The 24,007-nt window shown below is 69.5% G+C and carries 19 protein-coding genes and 2 rRNA genes (1 of these 21 running past the window's edge); 11 read left to right on the forward strand and 10 right to left on the reverse strand.

Features of this window, described 5'->3' with window-relative positions; translation table 11 throughout:
• Positions 1-156 precede the first annotated feature (156 nt).
• Positions 157-786, forward strand: coding sequence for a TetR/AcrR family transcriptional regulator (locus ACQEVJ_RS33910; RefSeq protein ID WP_433108234.1), 630 nt, complete (start codon positions 157-159; stop codon positions 784-786).
• A gap of 6 nt (positions 787-792) precedes the next feature.
• On the opposite strand, the gene ACQEVJ_RS33915 is transcribed toward ACQEVJ_RS33910, so the two are convergent.
• The gene (locus tag ACQEVJ_RS33915; RefSeq protein WP_433108236.1) at positions 793-2,631 is read right to left on the reverse strand and encodes a PucR family transcriptional regulator; all 1,839 of its coding nucleotides are present in this window, start codon (positions 2,629-2,631) and stop codon (positions 793-795) included.
• Between the two features lie 108 nt (positions 2,632-2,739).
• On the opposite strand from ACQEVJ_RS33915, the gene gabT reads away from it, so the two are divergent.
• From gabT to ACQEVJ_RS33930, 3 genes are all read left to right on the forward strand, one after another.
• Positions 2,740-4,089, forward strand: a complete 1,350-nt coding sequence (gene gabT / locus ACQEVJ_RS33920; RefSeq protein ID WP_433108238.1) for a 4-aminobutyrate--2-oxoglutarate transaminase — start codon at positions 2,740-2,742, stop codon at positions 4,087-4,089.
• Between the two features lie 170 nt (positions 4,090-4,259).
• Positions 4,260-4,508: a hypothetical protein gene (locus ACQEVJ_RS33925; RefSeq protein WP_139576006.1), complete on the forward strand. Its 249-nt coding sequence runs from the start codon at positions 4,260-4,262 to the stop codon at positions 4,506-4,508.
• Positions 4,509-4,703: 195 nt separating this feature from the next.
• Positions 4,704-5,855: a hypothetical protein gene (locus ACQEVJ_RS33930; RefSeq protein WP_433108240.1), complete on the forward strand. Its 1,152-nt coding sequence runs from the start codon at positions 4,704-4,706 to the stop codon at positions 5,853-5,855.
• A gap of 5 nt (positions 5,856-5,860) precedes the next feature.
• Here the strand turns inward: ACQEVJ_RS33930 and ACQEVJ_RS33935 are convergent, their stop codons facing one another.
• Complete coding sequence (locus ACQEVJ_RS33935) at positions 5,861-6,451, reverse strand: TetR/AcrR family transcriptional regulator (RefSeq protein WP_433108242.1); 591 nt, start codon at positions 6,449-6,451, stop codon at positions 5,861-5,863.
• 86 nt (positions 6,452-6,537) lie between these two features.
• On the opposite strand from ACQEVJ_RS33935, the gene ACQEVJ_RS33940 reads away from it, so the two are divergent.
• Entirely contained in the window at positions 6,538-7,149 is a 612-nt protein-coding gene (locus ACQEVJ_RS33940; protein WP_433108244.1) for a hypothetical protein, read from the forward strand.
• A gap of 95 nt (positions 7,150-7,244) precedes the next feature.
• On the opposite strand, the gene ACQEVJ_RS33945 is transcribed toward ACQEVJ_RS33940, so the two are convergent.
• The 4 genes from ACQEVJ_RS33945 to ACQEVJ_RS33960 all read right to left on the reverse strand — a co-directional run bounded on the left by ACQEVJ_RS33945 (position 7,245) and on the right by ACQEVJ_RS33960 (position 12,850).
• Positions 7,245-8,444: an extracellular solute-binding protein gene (locus ACQEVJ_RS33945; RefSeq protein WP_433108246.1), complete on the reverse strand. Its 1,200-nt coding sequence runs from the start codon at positions 8,442-8,444 to the stop codon at positions 7,245-7,247.
• 73 nt (positions 8,445-8,517) lie between these two features.
• Positions 8,518-10,029: a CoA-acylating methylmalonate-semialdehyde dehydrogenase gene (locus tag ACQEVJ_RS33950; RefSeq protein WP_433108248.1), complete on the reverse strand. Its 1,512-nt coding sequence runs from the start codon at positions 10,027-10,029 to the stop codon at positions 8,518-8,520.
• A complete protein-coding gene (locus ACQEVJ_RS33955; protein WP_433108250.1) occupies positions 10,016-11,311 on the reverse strand; it encodes an aspartate aminotransferase family protein in 1,296 nt (431 codons plus the stop codon). Before ACQEVJ_RS33955 ends, ACQEVJ_RS33950 begins: the two co-directional genes overlap by 14 nt.
• Positions 11,312-11,380: 69 nt before the next feature.
• Positions 11,381-12,850, reverse strand: a complete 1,470-nt coding sequence (locus ACQEVJ_RS33960; RefSeq protein WP_433108252.1) for an MFS transporter — start codon at positions 12,848-12,850, stop codon at positions 11,381-11,383.
• Between the two features lie 83 nt (positions 12,851-12,933).
• On the opposite strand from ACQEVJ_RS33960, the gene ACQEVJ_RS33965 reads away from it, so the two are divergent.
• The 5 genes from ACQEVJ_RS33965 to ACQEVJ_RS33985 all read left to right on the forward strand — a co-directional run bounded on the left by ACQEVJ_RS33965 (position 12,934) and on the right by ACQEVJ_RS33985 (position 18,329).
• Positions 12,934-13,644, forward strand: coding sequence for a TetR/AcrR family transcriptional regulator C-terminal domain-containing protein (locus ACQEVJ_RS33965; RefSeq protein WP_433108254.1), 711 nt, complete (start codon positions 12,934-12,936; stop codon positions 13,642-13,644).
• A gap of 73 nt (positions 13,645-13,717) precedes the next feature.
• Positions 13,718-15,328 carry a PucR family transcriptional regulator gene (locus ACQEVJ_RS33970; RefSeq protein ID WP_433108256.1) on the forward strand — a complete coding sequence of 537 codons (1,611 nt, stop codon included), beginning with the start codon at positions 13,718-13,720 and terminating at the stop codon, positions 15,326-15,328.
• Between the two features lie 17 nt (positions 15,329-15,345).
• Positions 15,346-16,419: a P1 family peptidase gene (locus ACQEVJ_RS33975; protein ID WP_433108258.1), complete on the forward strand. Its 1,074-nt coding sequence runs from the start codon at positions 15,346-15,348 to the stop codon at positions 16,417-16,419.
• 96 nt (positions 16,420-16,515) lie between these two features.
• Entirely contained in the window at positions 16,516-16,719 is a 204-nt protein-coding gene (locus ACQEVJ_RS33980) for a hypothetical protein (protein ID WP_363647822.1), read from the forward strand.
• Positions 16,720-16,859: 140 nt separating this feature from the next.
• Complete coding sequence (locus ACQEVJ_RS33985; protein WP_433108261.1) at positions 16,860-18,329, forward strand: phosphodiester glycosidase family protein; 1,470 nt, start codon at positions 16,860-16,862, stop codon at positions 18,327-18,329.
• 6 nt (positions 18,330-18,335) lie between these two features.
• Here ACQEVJ_RS33985 and ACQEVJ_RS33990 read toward each other — a convergent pair whose 3' ends face one another.
• Positions 18,336-19,196 carry a phenylalanine 4-monooxygenase gene (locus ACQEVJ_RS33990; protein WP_433108263.1) on the reverse strand — a complete coding sequence of 287 codons (861 nt, stop codon included), beginning with the start codon at positions 19,194-19,196 and terminating at the stop codon, positions 18,336-18,338.
• A 161-nt stretch (positions 19,197-19,357) separates the two neighbouring features.
• On the opposite strand from ACQEVJ_RS33990, the gene ACQEVJ_RS33995 reads away from it, so the two are divergent.
• Entirely contained in the window at positions 19,358-19,831 is a 474-nt protein-coding gene (locus ACQEVJ_RS33995) for an Lrp/AsnC family transcriptional regulator (RefSeq protein WP_433108265.1), read from the forward strand.
• 6 nt (positions 19,832-19,837) lie between these two features.
• Here the strand turns inward: ACQEVJ_RS33995 and ACQEVJ_RS34000 are convergent, their stop codons facing one another.
• From ACQEVJ_RS34000 to ACQEVJ_RS34010, 3 genes are all read right to left on the reverse strand, one after another.
• On the reverse strand, positions 19,838-20,488 hold the full coding sequence (locus tag ACQEVJ_RS34000) for a formylglycine-generating enzyme family protein (RefSeq protein WP_433113129.1): 651 nt from the start codon (positions 20,486-20,488) through the stop codon (positions 19,838-19,840).
• A gap of 674 nt (positions 20,489-21,162) precedes the next feature.
• Positions 21,163-21,279, reverse strand: a 5S ribosomal RNA gene (rrf, locus tag ACQEVJ_RS34005).
• 71 nt (positions 21,280-21,350) lie between these two features.
• Positions 21,351-24,007, reverse strand: a 23S ribosomal RNA gene (locus ACQEVJ_RS34010); it runs 448 nt beyond the window's last position.

The raw sequence follows: 24,007 nt of genomic DNA on the forward strand, positions 1-24,007 counted from the left end.
CCCGCCGCGCCATCATGGACAACTTCTCACATGTCACAGATGCGCGGCAATTTCATGATGTTTTCTGTTTCACTGCGGTTTGAAAGCCGAGCGGCATGGTTAAGTCATCATCCGGGTCTGTCGCGAGACCCCCAATATGAGAAGGGCTCGTCGCTGATGGGTACGCCGGCGCCGCTCGGTCTTCAGGGTGCCTACGCACGCGGCCATCGCAGCAACTACGACGAGCTGCGCACCCGTCTCCTCGACGTCGCCAACGACCTGCTCGCCAAAGCCGGGCCGGAGAGCCTCACCGTACGCAGGATCGCCGCCGAGGCCGGCTGCTCCACCCAGGTCATCTACACGATGTTCGGCAGCAAGGAGGGACTGGCCGAGGCGCTCTACCTGGAGGGCTTCGAGCGGTTTCGGCGCAGACTGGAGGCCGTGCCGCAGCGCAACGACCCGCTGGAGCACCTGAGCCTGCTCGGTCCCGCGTACCGGGAGGCGGCGCTGGCCGAGCCCGGTTACTACAGCCTCATGTTCGAGCGGGCCATCCCCGGCTTCGTGCCGAGCGAGCGCGCCCGCACGCTCGCGAGGGCCGCGCTCAACATCGTCGACCGGGTGATCGCCGACTGCATCTCCACCGGTCACCTCGTGCCCACCCAGCCCCGGAAGATCGCCGACGCGCTGTGGGCCGCGGCTCAGGGCGCGCTCAGCCTGGAACGTGCCGGGCACCTGCCCGACGGCAAGACGTACGAGATCGTCACCGACGCCACCATCCGCGCTTTCCTCGCCCGCCCCTCGGCCTGACCGGCGTCACAGGCACAGCGCGATCCACAGCTCGGCCCGGACGGCGGGATCGTCCAGGTCGCGCCCGAGCAGCTCGCTCACCCGCTTCATCCGGTATCGCAGTGTGTGCCGGTGCACGCCCAGGCGCTGCGCCGCAGCGTCCCAGTGGCCGTTGCTGGCAAGGTAGGCGCGCAGCGACTCGACCAGATCGGCGCGCGAGCCGTACGAGCGGAGCGGCGCGAGGATCGCCGCCGCGAACGACGCGGCCGCGGCCGGGTCGAGCAGCGACAGCAGCCCGCGCCCGGCGAGCTCGCTGAAGCGCGCCACCGGCGAGGCCGAGACGAGCGCCCGCCGCGCCTGGTCGAGGGCCCGGTCGAGGGCGGCGGCGAGGGCCCGGTCGGGGACACGGTCGGGGACACGATCGGGAGCCCGGTCGGAGACACGGCCGAGCCCGGCGGCGAGATCCGGGCGGGACGCGCCCCGGGCCGCCGATCCGGCGGCAGCTGCATCGGCTTCCGTACGGCTTTCCATACGGCTTTCCATACGGCTTTCCATACGGTCTTCCACACGGCTCTCGAAACGCGCGAGCTCCACACCGGGTGCGCTGACACCCACCCGGCCGTGCCGCGCGGCCAGCGCGACGACCTCGTCGGCGTACGGGTCCGGGGCCAGCACGACGAGCAGCCCTTCCCAGGGCGCGGTGAAACAGGAGGGCACCGCCCGCGACACCTCGGCGGCCGGCGCGCCCTTCGACTTTCCCGTGGCCGCGAAGGCGGCGCGCGGGCCGGGCGCCGCCCCGGTCAGCGCCTCGGTCAGCGCCTGCGGGTCGGGGGTGTCGCAGGCGAGGACCGTCACCGGCTCCCCCGGCAGCCGCATGCCCAGGGCCGCCAGCGTCTCCGCGGCGGCCCGCGTCTCACCGGCCAGCAGCAGCCGGAGCACCGCCGACCGCACGTGCGCCGCCGCCGACCGCTGCTCCCTGCCCTGTTCCAGCGCCAGCGTCAGCAGGGACCCGGCCGCGTTGACGACCGTGTGCGCGATGGGCGAGAACGGCCGCGGCGACCCCACCGCGAAGAATCCCCTGCGGCCCAGCGGCTGGACGACGACGTGCTCGTCCGGGTTGGACAGCGCGAGACTCGCCAGGGACGGCGCGCTCCGCAGCCGGGCGATCTCGGGCTCCAGCGACCGGGCCGTCTCCCGCGCCCAATCCCCCGCCGCACCGTGCTTGCCGCCCGGAGCGACATGCTTGCCGCCCGCTTGCTTGTCACCCGGGCCGGCCTGCTTGTCACCGGCTTGCTTGTCACCCAGGCCGGCGCGGCGGCCGGTCGCGTCCGCGGCATGCCGTACGGCGCCCGCAGGGTCGAGCAGCAGCGCCCAGCCGCCGATCTCCCGGGCCAGCCGGTCCACCACGGCCACCGGCCCCTCCCGCTGGAGGGCGGCGCGGGTGAGCCTGCCCTGCGCGGCGAAGGCACGGCTGATCTCCTCGTACTGCTCCCCCGCGAGCAGGTCGCTGACGGCCTTGCCGATCGCGATGAAGGGCGTGTTTCTCGGCACCTCGACCAGCGGCAGCCCGACGGCCTCGGCCGCCTCGGCGAAGGCGGCCGGCACGGCGTCGTGGCTCAGCCCCACCCCGAACCCCAGCCCGGTGACGCCCCGGGCCACGAGCCGGGAGACGTACGGCACGGCGTCGCCGGCGGACAGGCGCATGCCGGTCGTGAGCACCAGTTCGCCGCCCTCGAGGAACGGCGTTGGGTCCTCCAACTCGCTCACCGCGACCCAGCGGACGTGGCGGTCGAGGCCGTTCCGCCCGGCGAGAACCTCCAGGTGGAGCGGTACGATCGCGGTGATCCGGCGCAGCGTGGGTGCCACTGCTCTTCCCCCCGAACAACCGGCTTGTCCTCACCGGCCAAAAGTACGCCTACATTCTGACATAGCGGCATATCGGCTGGTGGAGGTGGCGGCCGTACCGTCTGAGATATGAGCACTGCCACCACGCACGGCGGCCCCCAGCTCCCGCAGGAGCGCCGCCTCGTCACCGAGATCCCCGGTCCGCGGTCGCGCGAGCTGTTCGCGCGCAAGCAGTCCGCCGTGCCTCCGGGCATCGGCACCACGCTGCCCGTCTTCGTGACCCACGCGGGCGGCGGTGTGATCGTCGACGCGGACGGCAACTCGCTGATCGACTTCGGCTCCGGCATCGCCGTGACCAACGTCGGCAACGCCGCCCCCCGGGTCGTCGAGCGCGTGCAGAAGCAGGTCGCCGACTTCACCCACACCTGTTTCATGGTCGCCCCCTACGAGTCGTACGTCGCGGTGTGCGAGAAGCTCAACGAGCTCACGCCCGGCGACCACGAGAAGCGCACGTTCCTGGTCAACAGCGGCGCGGAGGCCGTCGAGAACGCGGTCAAGGTCGCCCGGCACGCCACCGGACGGCAGGCGGTCGTCGTCTTCGACCACGGCTACCACGGCCGCACGCTGCTGACGATGACGCTGACGGCCAAGAGCATGCCGTACAAGCACGGGTTCGGGCCGTTCGCGCCCGAGGTGTACCGGGTGCCGCTCGCCTACCCGTTCCGCTGGCCGACCGGCCCGGACAACTGCGCCGAAGAGGCCGCGGCCCAGGCGATCGACATGATCAACAAGCAGATCGGCGCGGAGAACGTCGCGGCGGTGCTCATCGAGCCGATCGCGGGCGAGGGCGGCTTCATCGAGCCGGCCCGCGGCTTCCTGCCGAAGATCGTGGAGTTCTGCCGCGCCAACGGCATCGTCTTCATCGCCGACGAGGTGCAGACGGGCTTCGCGCGCACCGGCAACATGTTCGCCTGCGAGGACGAGGGCATCGTCCCGGACATCATCACCACCGCGAAGGGCATCGCCGGCGGCCTTCCGCTGGCGGCCGTGACCGGCAGGGCCGACCTGCTCGACCACGTCCACGGCGGCGGCCTCGGCGGCACGTACGGCGGCAACCCGCTCGCCTGCGAGGCGGCGCTGGGCGTGCTGGAGACCATCGAGCAGGACAAGCTCGTCGAGCGCGCCCAGCACATCGGCGAGATCATGCTGCCCCGTCTGCGCGCCATCCAGGAGCACAACCCGATTGTCGGGGACGTGCGCGGACGCGGCGCGATGATCGCCGTCGAGCTCGTGGTCCCGGGGACCAAGGAGCCCTACCCGGCCGCCGAGATCGCGCGCAGGTGCCACGAGCAGGGCCTGCTCGTGCTCACCGCCGGGACGTACGGCAACGTGCTGCGCTTCCTGCCGCCGCTGGTCATCCCCGACCACCTGCTTGAGGAGGGCCTCTCCATTCTGGAGAAGGCACTCAACGAGGACTAGATCGTTTAAACAACACCAAAAGGGGCACCCGGTCTGTTCCGAGGTGTCCCTTTTGTTGTTGTACGGCTTGCGTTATGCCTCGATTTAACCATCGCTTGGCCCGACTCGCGCCGATCACGAAGGGTAACCGCGTTATAACGGTTCCGATAGGCGATCGAGGGGGGACTTTGATGGGCTGGAACCCAAACGGCGCCGAGCGGCTCATGCTGACGTTCGACCCTGCCGGCCTCACCACCACGCAGCGCGACGGCGACGCCTGCGTCGTCTGCCACAAGAAGTGGCCCCGCCCCCGGGTCAAGGTCGGCATGCTGCCCGACAACGCCCCCGTCCACGCCTGCGACGACTGCGCCGAGGCCCTGCTGCCCGCCCCCGAGGGCAAGGTGCCACTGCCCCGCCGCTCCCGGGCGGCCATGTCCTGACCTCCCGTTTCACCGTGGCTCACCTCGGCGCCGAGGGCGCCGCGAACCCGCCAGGCGGCCGTGCCGGTGCGCGCGCAGTGTCCAGCCGGCACGTTCAGCCGGTAGGGCTGGTCGTCGCAGGTCCAGTCGAGCACGTGGCTCAGGCCGATTTTCGGGCCTTCCCTACCGAGATCACTACGCCCAATAATGCACAATGTGGACAAAATTCGCGGCGCGCTGCCGCTGACTCTGGCCGCGCCGGCCGCGGGATCGGCCGCGATCCACTTCGGCGTGCTCCCCGATCACTTCGCCGCGTCACCCGGACACGGCGTGCTGTTCGCCGTCGCGGGATGCGTGCAACTGGCCTGGGCGGCGGCCCTGCTCCTCCGTCCCACGCAGGTGGTGCTGCTGACCGGAGGGTTCGCCAACCTCGCCCTGGTCGTGATCTGGCTGGTCGGCAGGACGGCAGGACTCCCTCTCGGCCCTGACGCCTGGACCCCCGACCCCGGGGGCGCCCCCGAGGCGCTGGCGGCTCTCCTGGAGACGGTGCTCGCGGCGGCCGCGCCAGCCCTCGTCGCGTACGCGTCGGTCACGGACGACGCGGGCGCCGACTCCCGCCGGCCGATCGGCATCCTCACCGGCGGGGGCCCGCCGGCGGGACGAGCGGGCGCGGCCGCGGTCGCCTGCCTGGTCGCCGCCGCGGTCTCCGCCAGTTTCACCTCCTTGGGCACCACGGCCTTCGACGAAATCCTGGTCGCGCGACCCGCCACGGCCTCGCCGGGACCGCTCGCGGGGCATCACCACCACGGGGCGGCGCAGCCTCCGGCCGCGCCGGACGGCACCGCGTCCTCGGGAGCGAGCACCACCTCCTCGGGTGGGGGCACCACGGCGGCGGCCGCGGGGCCCCTCACGCCGGGCGCGGGCGTGGTGGCGGCCGACGCCGCGACGAGCGCGGCGCAGGCTCTGGCGGGGGCGGTCCGGCGGGAGATCGCCGGTCGTCTGCCGACCGCCGCGGACGCGGAGCGGGCGGGCTACCGGGTCTGGACCGACAACGACGGCGTCCAGCAGCTCGCCAACCCCGCGCTACTGCAGGACGGCCTGGTCCTCGACCCGGCGAAGCCGGAGGTGCTGGTCTACCACGGGGGGAAGACCCTGCTGGGCGCGGTGTTCGTCATGCCGCCCGGGACCAGGGGCCCGGCGATCGGGCCGCTCACGCCGTGGCACTCCCACACCTGCCCCCTCTGCGACCCGCCCGGGGAGACCGACATGCTGCACGTGTGGCTGGTCGACTATCCGGGCGGCGGGTTCGCCGACATCTCGGGGCCGGCCCTCCAGGCCGCGGTCGCGAAGCTTCCCCCGGCCTCGTGACGTCGTCAGGTGGCCAGATCCTCCAGATGGGCGGCCAGCACCGCGCTCATGCGCTCGGGCGGCATCGACTCCGGCCTGGTCAGGACATGGATGGTCAGACCGTCGATGAGGGCGTGTAGCCGCGCCGCCTCGAACTCGGCGTCCCGGTGGCCGGCGAGCTCCCCCTCCTCGGCGAGCGCGCGGACGGCCAGGGTCGCCGCCTCCCCCACGCCGTCGTCCGCGTGGCGCAACCAGTCGGTGGCGGCCGGGTCGCCCTGGGCGCGCGCGGTCAGCTGCAGCCAGACCTCGGCCTCCGCGCGCCGTTCCGCGTCCATGGGCAGCAACTGCTCCAGCAGGCGGCGCACGGCGACGCGGACCGGGCCGTGGAAGTCGGTGTCCGCGATACGCGCGCGGACCCGCGTGATGACGTGCTCCATCGCGAAGGCGAGCAGCTCCGCCTGGGTCGAGAAGTAGTGCCGCAGCGCGCCCGGTGACCAGCCGGCCTCCGCGGCGATGCTGCGGACCGTGGCTGCGGCGACGCCGTCCTTGCGCACGACCCGCCACAGCGCCTCGGCGATCTCCTCCCGCCGCACCTGATGGTCCACGATCTTCGGCACAGCTCCTCCAACCACGCATCCGCTCGTTTTTTATAGCACGATGTATGAGAAAGGTTTGTAGCACACCGTGCGAAAAAGGAGCCGCGATGCTGTTCGGACTGATCGTCGCCTGCGAGGTCGCGTTCTGGGTGCTGCTGGGCGCCGGGCTCGCCGTCCGATACCTCCTGCGCAGGCGGCGGCTCGGCGGCCTGCTGCTGCTCGCCGTCCCCCTGGTGGACCTGGTCCTCCTCGTGGCGAGCGTGGCCGACCTCCGCAACGGCGGGCGGGCGGAGTTCACGCACGGGCTGGCCGCGGCCTACCTGGGGTTCACCATCGCCTTCGGGCACGACATGGTGCGGTGGGCCGACGTCAGGTTCGCCCACCGCTACGCCGGAGGGCCGCCGCCGGACCGGCGCAAGCGGTACGGCAGGGAGCGGGCCCGATACGAATGGCGCGCCTGGGGCAAGGGCATGATCGGCTGGGCCGTCGCCTGCGGCCTGCTGCTGGCCGGCGTCGTGTTCATCGGCGACCTCGAACGCGCGGCGGCGCTCCTGGAATGGGCCGGCCGCCTGACGTTCGCCATGGTGGTCTGGCTGGTGTTCTGGCCGCTCGCCTGCACCGTCTTCCCCACGCGGGCACCGCTGGACACCCGCAGACCCCGGGATGCCCGCGAGTCCCACCACGACCGGGTGCCGCACAACGCCGGCGAACAGAGCTGAGCGGCCACCCGTTCCCGGCGCCGATCAGGACACCGTGCAAGTCAGGAACACGGCGCGAGTAAGGAACACGGCGCGAGTAAGGAACACGGCGCGGATCAGGACACCACGCGCGACCAGCGCTCCACCCACTTGTCGTACGCCTCGGGACGCACCGCGAAGTAGACGCCCCGGAACGCCCGGGACGTTCCGACGCGGTAGTCCGCGCAGATCCGGCGGGCCGCGCCGGTGCACCCCTCGGGGTTGGCCGGGGCGAGGCCCATCCAGGCGGACACCTTGCGCTGCACGTCCGCCGACATCGTGAAGTCGAGCCACTTGTACGCGCACGAGGGATGCGGGGCCTGGGACGACATCATCCACGCGTCGGCCCAGCCGGTCACGGGCCGGTCCATCAGCGCCCTGACCGGCTTGTGCCCCCGCCTGAGCACGTCCAGGTGGTACGACGTGGCCTGCGCGAGCCGTACGGACCGGGTCGCGAAGCCCTGGACGACCTCGACGGGATCGCGCCAGAAGACGCGGCGGCCGTCCTCGTCGGACGTGAACAGCTCGGCGGCGGCGTCGAGCTGGGCGTCGGTGAGGTCGAACGGGTCCTTGATGTCCGCGCCGATGTCCGTGCCTTCGGCCTTGAGCGCCAGCGCCGCGTCGGCCAGCGACAGCGGACGGTCCCGAAACATCACGGGCCCCTTGTCCTTGAAGAGCGACTCCGGGCCGTCGGGACTGACCTTGCCGGCGTCGTAGACGACCTCGTTGGTCGCCCACACGTACGGCACGCCGTACACCCGCTCGCCCCGCGTGACCGACGGCAGCGTGCGCAGCCGCTTGGGGATCTTGTCGTAGCCGTGCAGCTGGGCGGTGTTGAGCGGGGCGGCCTTGCCCTCGTCCATCAGCCGGCCGCTCACCTCGGGCGTCGCCGAGATCACGTCGAACGACGACGGCGGGAAGTCGCCCGGCTTCTCCTCCTGGCGCGGGTCGTAGTAGCGCAGGCTGACCTTGCAGCCCGTCTCCTTCTCGAACGTGCCGACCCACTTGACCTTGGGATCGACGCCGCCCCACTCGGCGTACCCGTCGATCGCGACCACGCTGACCGTCCCCTCACCCGGCCCGAGAGACGCGACGGGGGTGGGCGTGGGGCCGGAGGAGGAGGACGGGCTGTGGCCGGCGCCACCGGAGGCCGTCGTCGCAGCGGCCGCCGAGGTGCCCGGTGTGGCCACCTCCGTCGCGGGCGCGGGGCGGCCGGCGCAGGCGGCGGCGAGCAGTCCCACCGCCGCGACCGTCGCGACCAGGTGTGTACGGCGCACGCACGACCCCCATGAGAGAAGACGGACGCCCCGAGCCTACTGGGCCCTGCTGGCCCGGGGCGTCGCCTACGGCTCAGGCGTTGGTCGGGAAGCCCAGGTTCACGCCGCCGTGGGAGGGATCGAGCCACCGCGAGGTGACGACCTTGCCCCTGGTGTAGAAGTGGACCCCCTCGGTGCCGTGCACGTGGGTGTCGCCGAACAGCGAGTCCTTCCAGCCGCCGAAGCTGTAGAAGGCCATCGGCACCGGGATCGGCACGTTGACGCCGATCATGCCGACCTCGACCTCGTTCTGGAAGCGCCGGGCCGCGCCGCCGTCGTTGGTGAAGATCGCCGTGCCGTTGCCGTACTCGCCGGTGTTGATGAGCTCCAGGCCCTCCTCGTACGAGCGGACGCGCACGATCGACAGCACCGGGCCGAAGATCTCCTCACGGTGGACGCGCGAGTTCGGCGGCACGTGGTCGAGGACGGTCGGGCCGAGCCAGAAGCCGTTCCCCCGCCCGCCGCGCACCGGGGTCTCCCGGCCGTCGACCACCAGCTTGGCACCCTCCTCGACACCGAGGTCGAGGTAGGACGCCACCTTGTCGCGGTGGGCGGCGGTGACGAGCGGGCCCATCTGCGACTCGGGGTCGTTCCCGGGGCCGATCTGGAGGTCCCGCACCCGCGACACGATCTTCTCGACCAGCTCGTCGCCGATCGGGTCGACCGCGAGCACCACGGAGATCGCCATGCACCGCTCCCCCGCCGAGCCGAAGCCCGCCGAGACGGCCGAGTCGGCGACGAGGTCGAGGTCGGCGTCGGGCAGCACGAGCATGTGGTTCTTGGCCCCGCCGAGCGCCTGCACCCGCTTGCCGTGGGCCGTGCCGGTCTCGTAGACGTACCGCGCGATCGGCGTGGAGCCGACGAACGACACGGCCCGTACGTCCGGGTGCTCGAGCAGCCGGTCCACCGCCGCCTTGTCGCCCTGGACCACGTTGAACACACCGTCCGGCAGGCCGGCCCGCTGCCACAGCTCCGCGAGCAGCAGGGACGCCGACGGGTCGCGCTCGGAGGGCTTGAGCACGAACGTGTTCCCGCAGGCGATCGCCACCGGGAACATCCACATCGGGACCATCGCCGGGAAGTTGAACGGCGTGATGCCGGCCACCACGCCGAGCGGCTGGCGAATGGAGTAGGAGTCGACCCGGGTGGAGACGTTCTCCGAGTAGCCGCCCTTGAGCAGGTGGGGGATGCCGCAGGCGAACTCCACGACCTCCAGGCCGCGGGCCACCTCGCCCAGCGCGTCGGAGTGCACCTTGCCGTGCTCGGCGCTGATCAGCGCGGCCACCTCGTCGCGGTGGGCGTCGAGCAGCTCCCGGAATCGGAACAGGATCTGGGTGCGCTTGGTGAGCGAGGCGTCGCGCCAGGCGGGGAAGGCGCGGGCGGCGGCCTCAACCGCCGCGTCGACCTCCTCGACGGCCGCCAGCGACACCTGCCCGCTCACCTCGCCGGTGGCGGGGTCGAACAGGTCGGCCGTGCGGCCGCCCTCGCCCGTGCGCGCGTCCCCGTTCCAGTGGTTGCCGCCGATCCAGTGGTTAACGTGCTTCATCGTTGACGGCCTCCAGAGCGGTGACGAGGATGCCCAGGCCCTCGCGGGCCTCGTCCTCGGTGAGAGTGAGCGGCGGCGCCATGCGCAGCGTGTTGCCGTACAGGCCGCCCTTCCCGGCGAGCAGGCCGAGCTTCTTGGTCTCCTCCATGAAACGGGCGGCCAGCGCGGGGGCGGGCTCGCCGGTCGCGGGGTCGACCAGCTCGACGGCGAACATCAGGCCCCGGCCCCGCACGTCGCCGACGACGGGCAGCCGACCGGCGGCCTCGCGCAGGCCGGACAGGATGATCTCGCCGGTCCGCGCCGCGTTGGCCTGCAGGTCGTGGTCGAGCACGTAGTCGAGCGTCGCGTTGGCCGCCGCCATCGAGATCGGGTTGCCGCCGAAGGTGGACAGCCCCACGGCGTGCGGGCCGTCCATGAGGTCGCCGCGCGCCACGATGCCGCCGACCGCGAAGCCGTTGCCGAGCCCCTTGGCGAAGGTCATCATGTCCGGCGTCACGCCGTGGTTCTGGATCCCGAAGAACGCCGATCCCGTACGGCCCCAGCCGGTCTGCACCTCGTCGGAGATGAACAGGATGCCCTCCTCGTCGAGGACCTCCTTGTACGCGGCGAACAGCCCGTCGGGGGCCATCGTGAAGCCGCCCACGCCCTGGATCGGCTCGGCGATCAGCGCGGCGACGTCCTTGGTGACGGCCGTGGCGAGCACGTGGCGCAGGTCGTCCACGCAGGCGGCGATGTAGTCGGCGTCCGACATGCCGCGGAACTGCGCGAGGTGGCGGTCGGCGCCGTGTAGGAAGTGCACGTTGAGCGGCGACAGCGAGTTGTTCTTCCACGACCGGTTGGAGGTCACGCTGACCGCGCCGAACGACCGGCCGTGGTAGCTCTGCCGCATGGCGAGCACCTGGTCGGACCCGCGGGCGTAGGTGGCCAGCAGCAGAGCCGTCTCGTTGGCCTCCGTGCCGGAGTTGGTGAAGAAGACCTTGGCGTCCGGGATGCCCGACAGGCGGGCGATCTTCTCCGCCAGCTCGACCTGGCTGCGGATGAGGTACAGCGTCGAGGTGTGGACGACGCCGGTGGCGAGCTGACGCTCGACGGCCTCCCGCACCTCGGGCACGTCATACCCGATCATGTTGGTCAGGATCCCGGCGAAGAAGTCCAGGTAACTCTTCCCGTTCGCGTCGACGACGCGGTTCCCCTTGCCGCCGACGATTTCGATGGGCTCGTTGTAGTAGAGGGCCATCCAGTTCGGCATGACCGCGCGATGGCGTGCGAGAAGGTCCGACATGCTCCGAGTATCCCGGCTGACGAGTGACCGGCTCACCCGTCAGCCTGTCTGGGATACCTCGAATTCGGCTTACACAGTGCTGGGTGCCGCGGGCTCCTGCGCGGGAGCCGTTCCGGCGGCCTTCCGGCGCAGGACCAGCAGCGCGACCAGGGCCGCCGCGAGCGAGCAGGCCGCGCCCACCCACGAGCCGACGGACATCGCCGACACGAACGCCTCGCGCCCGGCCGCTGCCACGGCGGCGTCGCCCAGGCTCACCGCGACGCCGATCGACTCGCGCGCCGCCGGCGGCGCCGACTCCGGCATGGCCGCGGTGTACGCCCCGGCGAGCACGCTGCCGAGGACGGCCACGCTCAGCGCCATGCCGACCTGCTGCACGGTGTCGTTCAGCGCGGAGCCGACCCCGGCGCGCTCGGGCGGCACCGCGCCCATCAGCGTCGCGTACGCCGCGGGACCGGCCAGGCCGCCGCCCACCCCCATGACCATCAGGCCGGCGATCAGCGTGCCGTACCCGCCGGTGAGGGTGGACAGCAGCCCGAACCCCGCGGCCATGACGACCAGGCCCGAGACGATGAGCACCCGGTTGCTCACCTTCTTGCCCAGCGCCGCGCCGAGGCCGTTGAATACCATCGCCGCCACCACATAGGGCAGCAGGGCGAAACCGGCCTTCAGCGGGTCGTAGCCCAGGACGAACTGCAGATACTGCGTGATGGCCAGCATCAGCGCGCCCGCGCCGAACGACAGCAGCACGATCGAGAAGCACGCCCCGCTGAACGAGCGGTCCCGGAACAGGCCGAGCGGCAGCATCGAGTGGGGGTTGCGGCGCTCCCACAGCACGAACGCCAGCAGGGCGGCCGCCGAGACCACCACCGCGAGGGGGTTGAGGTGCCCGCCGGGCGCCGAGATGACGGCCCAGACCAGCCCGCCCATCCCGGCCGTGGACAGGATCACCCCGAGCGGGTCTGCCCGCCGCGCCTCGCCGTACGTCTCCGGCATGAGCGCGAAGGCCGCGACGATCGCCAGCACCGCGATCGGCACGTTGATCAGGAAGACCGAGCCCCAGTAGTAGTGCTGGAGCAGGAACCCGCCGACCGTCGGCCCGGCGATCACGCCGACCATGGCGACCGAACTCCAAGCGGCGATGGCCTTGCGCCGCTCGCTCTCGTCGAACACGGTGATCAGGATCGACAGGGTCGACGGCATCACGCAGGAACCGCCGACGCCCATCAGCGCGCGGGCCGCGATGAGCTGCCACGGCTCGGTGGCGAGCGTGGCCGCCAGCGAGGCCCCGCCGAAGAACGCCAGGCCGATCACGAGCATCCGCCGCCTGCCGTACCGGTCGGACAGGCTGCCGGCGGTGAGCAGCAGGCCCGCGAAGACCAGGACGTACGCGTCGATGACCCACTGCACGTCGGATGGCGTGGCGCCGAGGTCGCGCATGAGCGACGGGATCGCCAGGTTGAGGACGGTGTTGTCCACGACCAGGGTCAGCAGGCTCAGACAGAGGACGCCGAGGATCCACCAGCGTCTGGGATGGGACATGAAGGTCACCTCGAACGGTGTGCGAGTAGTATCGGACACTGTACGACTCAATCGAACACCGTGCGAGCGAATATTGTGAGGCCGTGTCAGCGAAGCCGTTCTCCTCTGTCTGGACCCGCGAGCGCAAGGGAGGGCGCGAGCAGGGCCTCAGCCGTGACCAGATCGTCCGGGCGGCCGTGGAGCTGCTCGACGCCGAGGGCCTCGACGCGCTCAGCATGCGCAAGCTCGGCGCCCGGCTCGGCGCGGGGGCGACCAGTCTCTACTGGCATGTCGCCAACAAGGACGAGCTGATCGAGCTCGTGATGGACGAGGTCTACTCGGGCGTCGTGCTGCCCGAGGCGGCCGACTGGCGGGAAGCGGCGAGTGTCTTCGCCTACGCCATGCGCCAGGCGGTCTTCGACCATCCGTGGAGCGCGCGCCTCATCGGCGTGGTCCCCGCGCTCGGGCCGAACGCGCTCACGGCCTCCGACCGGATGATGGGCGCCTTCGTCCGCGCGGGGTTCGACGGCATCGACGTGGACTACGCCATGACAGCCGTCGTGTCGTACACACTGGGCGCCACGATCCCTGAGGCCGCCTTTCTCAGCTCGCTGCAGGCGACGGGCAAGAGCATGACGGAGTTGCAGGCCGCCGTGGATCCGGTCGTGATGAAGCTGGCGGCCGACCGGCCCAACCTGCTGGAGCGCTACCGGTCCTACGCGGGCCAGGACTTCGACCCCCTCGTGGCCCGGCGGCTCGCCTTCGACTTCGGGCTGACGGCCCTCCTCGACGGTCTCGGCACACGCCTGCGGTGAGGGGCGTCAAGACCCCGCATACTGTCAGCTAGTGGGGGGTCATCCTTACATAATGATCAGGTAGCCTCTGAGCATGCTCCCCACGGTCGCCGACGTGCTCGCGCTGGACACCGTCCGGCGTGGCAGTCCCCGGGTGGTGGCGGGCGGCGACCGGCTGGACACCCGGGTGCGGTGGGTCCACGTGGGCGAGGTCCACGACATCGCCCACCTGTTACGCGGCGGCGAGCTGGTCCTCACGACCGGCGTGGCGCTGCCGAGCGAGCCCGACAAGCTGGCCGACTACATCTGCGAGCTGGCCGCCGTCGGCGCCTCGGGCCTGATCGTGGAGCTCGGCCGCCGGTTCGTCCGCGAGCTGCCGAGGGCGGTGGTCAAGGCCGCGGAGGAGCACGGGCTGCCCCTGATCACGCTGGCCCGCGAGACGCCCTTCGTACAGATCACCGAGTCGGTCCACGCGCGGATCATCGACATCCAGCTTCAGGAGCTGCGGGCCTCCGAGCAGCTGCACGAGGTGTTCACCGAGCTGTCAGTCGAGGGCGCGTCCCCGGCGGAGGTGCTCAACCAGGTCACCCGCTTCTCCGGCCGCCCGGTGCTGCTGGAGAACCTGGCCCACCAGGTCCTGGCGTGCGACACCGCCGGGGGCGACACCGGGAGCGTGCTGGCCAACTGGGAGACCAGGTCGCGCGCGGTCATGCCGGCCGAGCGGACCGCCTACGACGCCGCCGCGGGGTGGCTGGTGACCATGGTCGGCGCCCGCGGCCAGGACTGGGGACGGCTCATCCTGCTGTGCGACGGCCCGCCCAGCCCCCGCGACATCGTGCTCGCCGAACGCGCGGCGACCACGCTCGCGCTGAGCCGCCTGCTGGAGCGGCACCAGGAGTCCCTGGAACGGCAGGCACACGGGACCATACTGACCGGCATCCTCACCCACGCGTACGCCGACCCGGACGAGGCCGCCGCCCGCGCCCGCGCCGTCGGCGTCCCGCTCACCGGCCGCAGGCTCGTCAGCGCCGTCATCCGGCTGACCGCGCCCGCCGGCTCCGCGCTGGGCGAGCAGGCCAGGCTGGGCGAGCTCGCCGAGGCCGGCGCCGCCGCCTGCCGCGAGGCCAAGCTGCCCGCCCTGGTCGGGGCGCTGGACCAGAGCCGCGTCGGAGTGCTGCTGCCGCTGCCGCCCCGCATGGCCGCCGAGACCGCGCTCGGCGCGCTGGCCGAGCGCCTGCGGGCGAACTTCGCCACGCCGTTCGTGCTGGCGGCCGGCTCGGTCGTCGAGTCGATCAAGGACGTACGGCGCAGCTTCCTGGAGGCCGAGCAGGTGGCGGAGGTCGCGGTGCGCCAGCCCGACGGGCGGCCGTTCTACCGCCTGCCCGACCTGCGACTGCGCGGCCTGCTGCACCTGCTGCGCGACGACGCCCGGCTGCAGACCTTCGCCGAGCGCGAGCTGGGGGCCCTGCTGGCCTACGACGCCCAGCGGCACGGCGACCTGACCAGGATCCTGCGCATCTACCTCGACGCGGGACGCAACAAGGCGGTGGCCGCGCAGAAGGCCCATCTGTCGCGACCCGCGTTCTACGACCGCCTGCGACGTCTGGAGCGGGTCCTCGAAACCGACCTCGACGACGTCGAGTCGTGCCTGTCGCTGCACGTGGCGCTGCTGGCCCTGGAGACATTCCGCCGCGAGACCACCTGATCGAGAAGGGGCTGTCGTTGAGAGCACGGGATTTCGGCATCGTCATCGGCACCGGAACACCCGGCGAGCACAACGCCATCACCGACGTTCCCGGAGTGAGCGTCGGGCACACCACGCTGGTCAGCGGGAGCGGCCCGCGGGTGGTCGGCGAGGGCCCGGTGCGCACCGGCGTCACCGTGATCGTCCCGCACGAGGGCTCGGCCTTCGACGAGCCCCTCTACGCGGGGCTGCACTGGCTCAACGGCAACGGCGAGATCACCGGGATGGCGTTCCTCCAGGACTTCGGGCTGCTCGCCTCGCCGATCGGGCTGACCAACACCGGCTCGGTGGGCGTGGTCCGCGACGCGCTCGTCGAGATCGAGGTCGGCTCGCTCGGCAAGGGCGGCCGGGCGTGGTCGCTGCCCGTCGTCGGCGAGACCTGGGACGGCATGCTCAACGACATCGACGGCAGGCACGTGAAGGCCGCCCATGTGCGGGAGGCGTACGAGAAGGCGGCGGGCGGGCCGGTCGCGGAGGGCGCGGTCGGCGGCGGCACCGGGATGATCTGCCACGGTTTCAAGGGCGGCATCGGCACGGCCTCCCGCCTGGTGGACGGTTACACGGTGGGCGTGCTCGTCCAGGCCAACCACGGACGGCGGGAGCGGCTGACGGTCAACGGCGTCAACGTGGGCAGGAGCCTCCCGGCCTCGGCGCTGCCCGACGAGGAGGCCGGGTCGATCATCGGGATCGTCGCGACCGACGCTCCCCTGCTGCCGCACCAGTGCCGGAGGGTGGCGCAGCGCGCCGGGCTCGGCGTGGCGCGCACGGGAGGCGCCGGGGAGAACTCCAGCGGCGACGGCTTCCTGTGCTTCTCGACCGGCAACCGGAACCTGCCGGCCAACGCCCTCGACGCCGCCCCTCCGCGCACGTTCCAGGTCACGGTGCTCGCGGACGAATACCTCGATCCGCTCTTCTACGCGGTCATCGAGGCGACCGAGGAGGCCGTCGTCAACGCGCTCGTCGCGGCCGAGACGATGACCGGAGCAGACGATTTGACCGTTAAGGGGCTCGATGGGCGGCTTCTCGCGGAGATGCTGACACCCGGAAAGTAGGTATGTCGTCCCGGGTGTAAGTCCTCTCGCACCTGACTACTTTTCGTATACTCGCGCTCACGGGGTGAATCGTGCTTACCTCGAAACGTGCCCACGATGAGCGAACCCCAAATCAGCCCGACTGTCGTGGTACGGGCCCTGTCCGCGCGTTTCCCCAAATGGACCATCTGGTGGGGCCAGGCCACCACGCACTACTGGGGCATGTCCCGGCGGCGTGACGGACTGCTCGTCCACATCGAGGCCCGGTCCGCGCAGGAGTTCGTCCAGCGGGCCCGGGAGATCGACGCCCGCACTCCCTGACGCGCCGCTTTTATGCACACTTGCCCCTAAATGCCCGATTCGGTGATGGGGAATTTATGCTCTTTGGCGCGTTTCCGTCGTCTCCGTGCATGATTGTCGCCACGATAGTCCCGCAAGGAACATCAATGGGGAGTAATCGCATGAGACGCCGCCTTGTCGCCGGAGCCGCCGCGCTGGCCCTGACGACGACCATCCCTTCGGCCCCGGCCGCCGCCGAGCCCGTCGCCGGACTGCCGACGACGAGCTTCCCCCTCGGCGAGCCCGGGATCCCGAAGTCGGCGGCCAAGAGCCTGGCCCCCGGAGTCAGCTACTTCACCCTTCGTCACGGCGCGCCGCAGGACGGGTACACGGTCAGCGTCGTCGTCAAGGGCAAGGACTTCATGTCGGAGGCCAACGCGCAGGCCCAGGCGACGGCCGTACAGATGGCCGGTCTCGAGCCCGTCATCGTGAAGTTCACCCGGCCCGCCGTGGCGGATTACCCCGCCGGCGACTACTTCATGGTCCGGGTGGGCAGCTGGCCGCTCGACCGGAAGGCCGAGGCCGCCGATGTCGTCAGGCAGCTCAAGGACGCCGGGGTGAGCGCGAAGGTCGACTTCCAGGGCGACGACGGCTTCGTCACCACCGGCCCCTGGGACGTGCGGGTCATCGTCGTCGACCCGCGTACGTTCCGCGGCTCCTACCAGGCCTCGCTGGGCACGAGCGTCGCCAAGCGGGAGAAGGTCTCGGCCATGGCCTCCGCCGCCCAGGCGCTCGCCGCCGTGAACGGCGGTTTCTTCGACATCCACACGCTGCCCGCCTTCCGCGGCGATCCCACCGGCATCTCCGTCGTCGGCGGCAAGCTGCTCAGCGAGGCCGTCGCCGGCCGTGTGGGCCTGGTCCTCCGGGGCCGTACGGCCCGCGTCACCGAGCTGTCGTCCTCGGTCGTCGCCCGTGCGGCCGACGGGACCACGGCCGAGGTGACCGGCCTCAACCGGGTGCCGAAGCCGGACGAGCTGGTCATGTACACCGAGGAACTCGGGCGGGACACCCCCCAGGACGACGGGACCGAGGTGGTGCTCGACGCCTCCGGCAGGGTGACCGCCGTCCGCGGGTCCGGCGGTCCCGTGACGCCGGGGACGCGCGTGCTGCACGGCGTCGGAGCCGCCGCCGACTGGCTCTGGCAGCACGCCGGCGAGGGCACGACCGTCACGGTCACGACCCGGGTCACCGACCTGCGGACGAACAAGGCCATCCCGCTGACCCCGGAGACCAACATCATCGGGGGCGCGATCGGCCTGGTCAGGAACGGCAGAACCTCGATCACCGCGTCGCGGGACGGCATGGCCAACACCAACATGATCCTGCGGCGCCACCCGCGCACGCTCGCCGGCGTCACCCGCAACGGCAAGCTCGTCATCGCGGTCGTCGACGGCCGCGCGCCGGGCAGCACGATCGGCGCGTCGTTCTTCGAGGCGGCCGAGCTCATGCGCTGGCTCGGCGCGCGCGACGCGGTCAACCTGGACGGCGGCGGGTCGAGCACCATGGTCATCGGCAAGAAGGTGGTCAACCATCCGTCCGACGGCGTCGAGCGGGGAGTCGGCGACGCCCTGTTGATCGTCGGCGCGCGCTGAGCCGGCTCACGCCGAAGACGCCGCGAGCAGACGGGTGACCGAATCGTCGTCGCAGGTGTCCCAGAACGTCCCGACCGTGTCTTCGAGGTGGTCGAACGAGGCCGCCTCGAAGAGCACCTCCTGATACTTCGTGATGTCGTAGTGGGTGGTCCCCATGGCGACGAGGTCGAGCGGGCGGACGTCCATCCCGCGGAACTCCTCGATCTCGCCGTACGAGCTGAGGATCCCCGCGCCGTACGCCCTGAGTTCGTCGTCCTCCCGCATGACGCCGAACTCCAGGGTGAACCAGAACACCTTGGACACGAACTCCAGCGCCTCGTCGGTCTCCACCCGGCGCGCCGCCCGGCCCGCGGCCCGGTACAGCGCGGCGAAGCGGGGCGAGGCCAGGGTGTTCGCGTGCCCGATCACCTCGTGGATGACGTCCGGCTCGGGGGTGTAGAAGGGCACGGAATGGTGCCGGATGTACTGGGTGGAGTGGAACAGGCCGTCGGCCAGGACGCCGTAGAACTCACGGAGCGGGACCAGCCCGGCCGCCGGCAGGTAGCGGAACCCGGTCAGTGGCTCCAGAAGGTCGCCGACCTCCTGGAGTTGCGGGATGCGGTCCTCGGGCAGGCCGAGCCGCTTGGTCGCGTCGAGGAACTCGCGCACCGCGTACTTGTGATGCTTGACCGCCAGTTCCTTGGTGACGAGCGCCCACACGTGGTGCTCCTCGTCGGTGTACTCGGCCGTCGGGATGGGATCACCGGGGGTGTGACCGAGCGCCAGCGCCGCGATCGCATTGCGCCGCTGACGGTAGACGGCGTCCGCGAAACCGGGGTGGCTCGTGGCCAACTCGACGACGACGGATCCGTCATCCTTCGTCGCCACGGGAGCGAAATACTGCGCTTCTTCAAACATACTCCCATATGACAGCAAGTAACCGTTTCGCTGGCAAGAGTGACTAGTTGGGGTGTGCGAAACGCACAAATCGGCGTGTTTCTGGTTGGTCACACTGGTCGATTCGCTCAGTGGAGGCGTACCCTCGGCGCATGCTCGACGCCCTCGACAGTCGCCTGCTGACCACCATGCGGGCCAACCCCCGGATCGGGCTCACCGAACTGGCCCGCCGGCTCGGCGTGGCCCGCGGCACCGTGCAGGCACGGCTGGACAAGCTCACCGCGCGCGGCGTCATCAGCGACTTCGGCCCGACGATCACGACAGAGCAGATCGGCTACCCCATCCTCGCCTTCGCGTCCCTGCAGATCGCGCAGGGCCGGCTGACCGAGGCCGTGCGGTGGCTGGCCGGCGTCCCGGAGATCCTCGAGGTGTACGGCACCAGCGGCCAGGCCGACCTGCTGTGCCGCGTGGTCGCCCGCAGCACCCCGCACCTCCAGGAGGTCATCGCCCGGATCCTCGCCTCACCCGCCATCCAGCGAACCGACACGACGATGGCCCTGTCGACCCAGATCCCCTTCCGCATCGACCCCCTCCTGGAGGCCGCGGTCACACCGCCCGCGCCGTAACGCTCCTCAGACGGACCTAGCCAGGCGGAAGCCGAGGTCGTCGATGCGGAGGGTCGGGTGGCTCTTACGGCGGCACGACGCCCGGCATCCCCTGGGCAGGTCATGCGCCCCTCCGCCGCGGAACACCCGGTAGGGGCCGTACACCGTGGCGTCGTAGACGTCCCAGCACCATTCCCACACGTTCCCGATCAGGTCGTACAGGCCCCACGCGTTCGGCGCCTTGGTCCCGACGTCGTGCACCCGCCCGCCGGAGTTCTCCCGGTACCAAGCGATCTCGTCGAGATCCCCGTATCGGACGCCGGTCGTTCCGGCTCGGCAGGCGTACTCCCACTCCGCCTCGGACGGCAGCCGGTACCCGTCGGCATCCCAGTCGCAGACCACGTCCTGCGCGTTGACGTCGTCTCCTATCGAGTAGCAAGGAGTCAGCCCCGCCGCCTCCGAGAGGCGGTTGCAGAACCGGACGGCGTCGTTCCAAGAGACCTCGGTCACCGGCGTCAGCGGTCCCGCCGAGTTTGACGGGGTCTCACTCGTGATGGATCGGTACAGCTCAGAGGTCACGGGATACGGCGCCAGCAGGAAACTCTCGAACTCGGCCACCCAGTTCGTCTGCGTCCCCTCATCCCGAAGGAGAATCCTCCCTGCGGGAATCCGGACCATGTGCTCACCGGTCACCTCGGGCGTCGATCCACGGCTCACCTTTGGGTCCTATCCCTTGCTATTGATCACGCTATTGATCACTGTCAATTCGTACACCGGGCCAAGAGCAGCGCTCACTGTCGGGGCTAGGTCTCAGGGTGGGGCGTGTTGGTCGGGTGGGGTGGGAGGTCCCTGCGCAGGGGGTTGGGTGTTGGTTGGCTGGGTGAGACGTCACCACCTCCGGGGTGGGGGCTCTCGTGAGGAGGTTGGTCGGGTGGGGTGGGACGTCACTGCGCCGGCCGGAAGGTCCGGTCCTCGCGAAGCCCGCTCCGCTGGGCCTTCGCTGCGGTCCTCCCTCCCGCCGCTCCGCTCCTCCCGCTTGCTGCTCGCGCCCACCCACGGCGGCACCACGCCGCCCTGTCATCTCGGCCGGCCGCCTCGCGCCGGCCCAGCCTGTCTCGGCACACGGTCGCACCCAGGAGGACGCCACCACCATCACCAGGACGCCACGGAACACACCACCACACCCCGCGAGCGGAGGGATCACCCCTGGAAATGCGAAAGCCCCGGCCAACCGGCCGGGGCACCCCCACCACACACCATCTCCCACACCCCACCAACGGGGCGACTGAAAACGGTCCCGAAAACGCGGAAGGGCCACCCCAAACCAGGATGGCCCTACCGCATGAAAGATTGTCCGGCGGTGTCCTACTCTCCCACACCGTCCCCGGTGCAGTACCATCGGCGCTGACAGGCTTAACTTCCGGGTTCGGAATGTAACCGGGTGTTTCCCTGCCGCTATGACCGCCGTAACCCCATGAAACACACAACCACCAAGCAATGGTTGCTGTCTCTGAGATCACATAGTGGACGCGAGCATATTATGGTCAAGTCCTCGGCCTATTAGTACCGGTCAGCTCCACGTATTACTACGCTTCCACTTCCGGCCTATCAACCCCATCATCTCTAGGGGGCCTTACCCACTCTCGTGGTGGGAGACCTCATCTTGAGGCGAGCTTCCCGCTTAGATGCTTTCAGCGGTTATCCCTACCGAACGTAGCCAACCAGCCGTGCTCCTGGCGGAACAACTGGCACACCAGAGGTTCGTCCGTCCCGGTCCTCTCGTACTAGGGACAGCCCCTCGCAAGTCTCCTGCGCGCGCAGCGGATAGGGACCGAACTGTCTCGCGACGTTCTAAACCCAGCTCGCGTACCGCTTTAATGGGCGAACAGCCCAACCCTTGGGACCTACTCCAGCCCCAGGATGCGACGAGCCGACATCGAGGTGCCAAACCATCCCGTCGATATGGACTCTTGGGGAAGATCAGCCTGTTATCCCCGGGGTACCTTTTAGCCGTTGAGCGACACCGCTTCCACACGCCGATGCCGGATCACTAGTCCCAGCTTTCGCTCCTGCTCGACCCGTCAGTCTCACAGTCAAGCTCCCTTGTGCACTTACACTCGACACCTGATTGCCAACCAGGCTGAGGGAACCTTTGGGCGCCTCCGTTACCTTTTAGGAGGCAACCGCCCCAGTTAAACTACCCACCAGACACTGTCCCCCACCCGGATTCACGGGCGCGGGTTAGACGTCCAAAACGACCAGAGTGGTATTTCACCAATGACTCCACCCTGACTAGCGTCAGAGCTTCCCAGTCTCCCACCTATCCTACACAAGACGCTCCAAACGCCAATGTCAAGCTGTAGTGAAGGTCCCGGGGTCTTTCCGTCCTGCTGCGCGAAACGAGCATCTTTACTCGTACTGCAATTTCACCGGGCCTGTGGTTGAGACAGCGGGGAAGTCGTTACGCCATTCGTGCAGGTCGGAACTTACCCGACAAGGAATTTCGCTACCTTAGGATGGTTATAGTTACCACCGCCGTTTACCGGCGCTTAAGTTCTCACCTTCGCACCCCGAAGAGTGCTAAGCGGTCCCCTTAACGTTCCGGCACCGGGCAGGCGTCAGTCCGTATACATCGTCTTACGACTTCGCACGGACCTGTGTTTTTAGTAAACAGTCGCTTCCCCCTGGCCACTGCGACCCCCACCAGCTCACGGAGCAAGTCCGATCACCAGTAAAGGTCCCCCTTCTCCCGAAGTTACGGGGGCAATTTGCCGAGTTCCTTAACCACAGTTCACCCGACCGCCTTGGTATTCTCTACCTGACCACCTGAGTCGGTTTCGGGTACGGGCCGCCGCGACACTCACTAGAGGCTTTTCTCGGCAGCATAGGATCACCCACTTCGCCACAATCGGCTCGGCATCACACCTCAGGCACATGAGAGACGGATTTGCCTATCTCTCGCCCTACATGCTTACCCCGGGACAACCACCGCCCGGGCTGGGCTACCTTCCTGCGTCACCCCATCGTTTACCTACTACCAGATCAGGCCAGGCGTTCAGCCTCACCCCAAACCCGAAGGCTCGAAGGGCTTAAGGACCCTTAGTATCACTGGATTCGATATGGGCGCATCACAGCGGGTACGGGAATATCAACCCGTTGTCCATCGACTACGCCTGTCGGCCTCGCCTTAGGTCCCGACTTACCCTGGGCGGACGAACCTGCCCCAGGAACCCTTGGTCATTCGGCGCAGAAGATTCTCACTTCTGACTCGCTACTCATGCCTGCATTCTCACTCGCACGACCTCCACCACACGATCACTCGGCGGCTTCACCGGCTCGCACGACGCTCCCCTACCCACCACCAGCAAATGCCGGCGGTGCCACGACTTCGGCGGTGTACTTGAGCCCCGCTACATTGTCGGCGCAGAATCACTTGACCAGTGAGCTATTACGCACTCTTTCAAGGGTGGCTGCTTCTAAGCCAACCTCCTGGTTGTCACTGCGACTCCACATCCTTTCCCACTTAGCACACGCTTAGGGGCCTTAGTCGGTGATCTGGGCTGTTTCCCTCTCGACCACGGAGCTTATCCCCCGCAGTCTCACTGCCACGCTCAACTTACCGGCATTCGAAGTTTGGCTGACGTCAGTAACCTTGTCGGGCCCATCAGCCATCCAGAGCCCTACCTCCGGCAAGCAACACGCAACGCTGCACCTAAATGCATTTCGGGGAGAACCAGCTATCACGGAGTTTGATTGGCCTTTCACCCCTACACACAGGTCATCCCCCAGGTTTTCAACCCTGGTGGGTTCGGTCCTCCACGCAGTCTTACCCACGCTTCAACCTGCCCATGCGTAGATCACTCCGCTTCGGGTCTACAGCATGCGACTCAAACGCCCTATTCAGACTCGCTTTCGCTACGGCTCCCCCACACGGGTTAACCTCGCCACACACCATAACTCGCAGGCTCATTCTTCAAAAGGCACGCAGTCACATCACAGCCGCCCGAAGACGACTACGCTCCTACGGCTTGTAGGCACACGGTTTCAGGTACTATTTCACGACCCCTCACCGGGGCGCTTTTCACCTTTCCCTCACGGTACTCGTTCACTATCGGTCATCAGGAAGTATTTAGGCTTACCAGGTGGTCCTGGCAGATTCACACAGGATTTCTCGAGCCCCGTGCTACTCGGGAACAC

It is taken from the genome of Microbispora sp. CA-102843, from assembly GCF_050936215.1.
Classification (GTDB): Bacteria; Actinomycetota; Actinomycetes; order Streptosporangiales; family Streptosporangiaceae; genus Microbispora.

Coding starts and splice junctions, on each gene's coding strand:
- ACQEVJ_RS33950 (WP_433108248.1), bottom strand. CDS start 10,029: ATGAAGCACGTTAACCACTGGATCGGCGGCAACCACTGGAACGGGGAC.
- ACQEVJ_RS33980 (WP_363647822.1), top strand. CDS start 16,516: ATGAGCGAACCCCAAATCAGCCCGACTGTCGTGGTACGGGCCCTGTCC.
- ACQEVJ_RS33955 (WP_433108250.1), bottom strand. CDS start 11,311: ATGTCGGACCTTCTCGCACGCCATCGCGCGGTCATGCCGAACTGGATG.
- ACQEVJ_RS33970 (WP_433108256.1), top strand. CDS start 13,718: ATGCTCCCCACGGTCGCCGACGTGCTCGCGCTGGACACCGTCCGGCGT.
- ACQEVJ_RS33985 (WP_433108261.1), top strand. CDS start 16,860: ATGAGACGCCGCCTTGTCGCCGGAGCCGCCGCGCTGGCCCTGACGACG.
- ACQEVJ_RS34000 (WP_433113129.1), bottom strand. CDS start 20,488: ATGGTCCGGATTCCCGCAGGGAGGATTCTCCTTCGGGATGAGGGGACG.
- ACQEVJ_RS33960 (WP_433108252.1), bottom strand. CDS start 12,850: ATGTCCCATCCCAGACGCTGGTGGATCCTCGGCGTCCTCTGTCTGAGC.
- ACQEVJ_RS33995 (WP_433108265.1), top strand. CDS start 19,358: ATGCTCGACGCCCTCGACAGTCGCCTGCTGACCACCATGCGGGCCAAC.
- ACQEVJ_RS33910 (WP_433108234.1), top strand. CDS start 157: ATGGGTACGCCGGCGCCGCTCGGTCTTCAGGGTGCCTACGCACGCGGC.
- gabT (WP_433108238.1), top strand. CDS start 2,740: ATGAGCACTGCCACCACGCACGGCGGCCCCCAGCTCCCGCAGGAGCGC.
- ACQEVJ_RS33940 (WP_433108244.1), top strand. CDS start 6,538: ATGCTGTTCGGACTGATCGTCGCCTGCGAGGTCGCGTTCTGGGTGCTG.
- ACQEVJ_RS33925 (WP_139576006.1), top strand. CDS start 4,260: ATGGGCTGGAACCCAAACGGCGCCGAGCGGCTCATGCTGACGTTCGAC.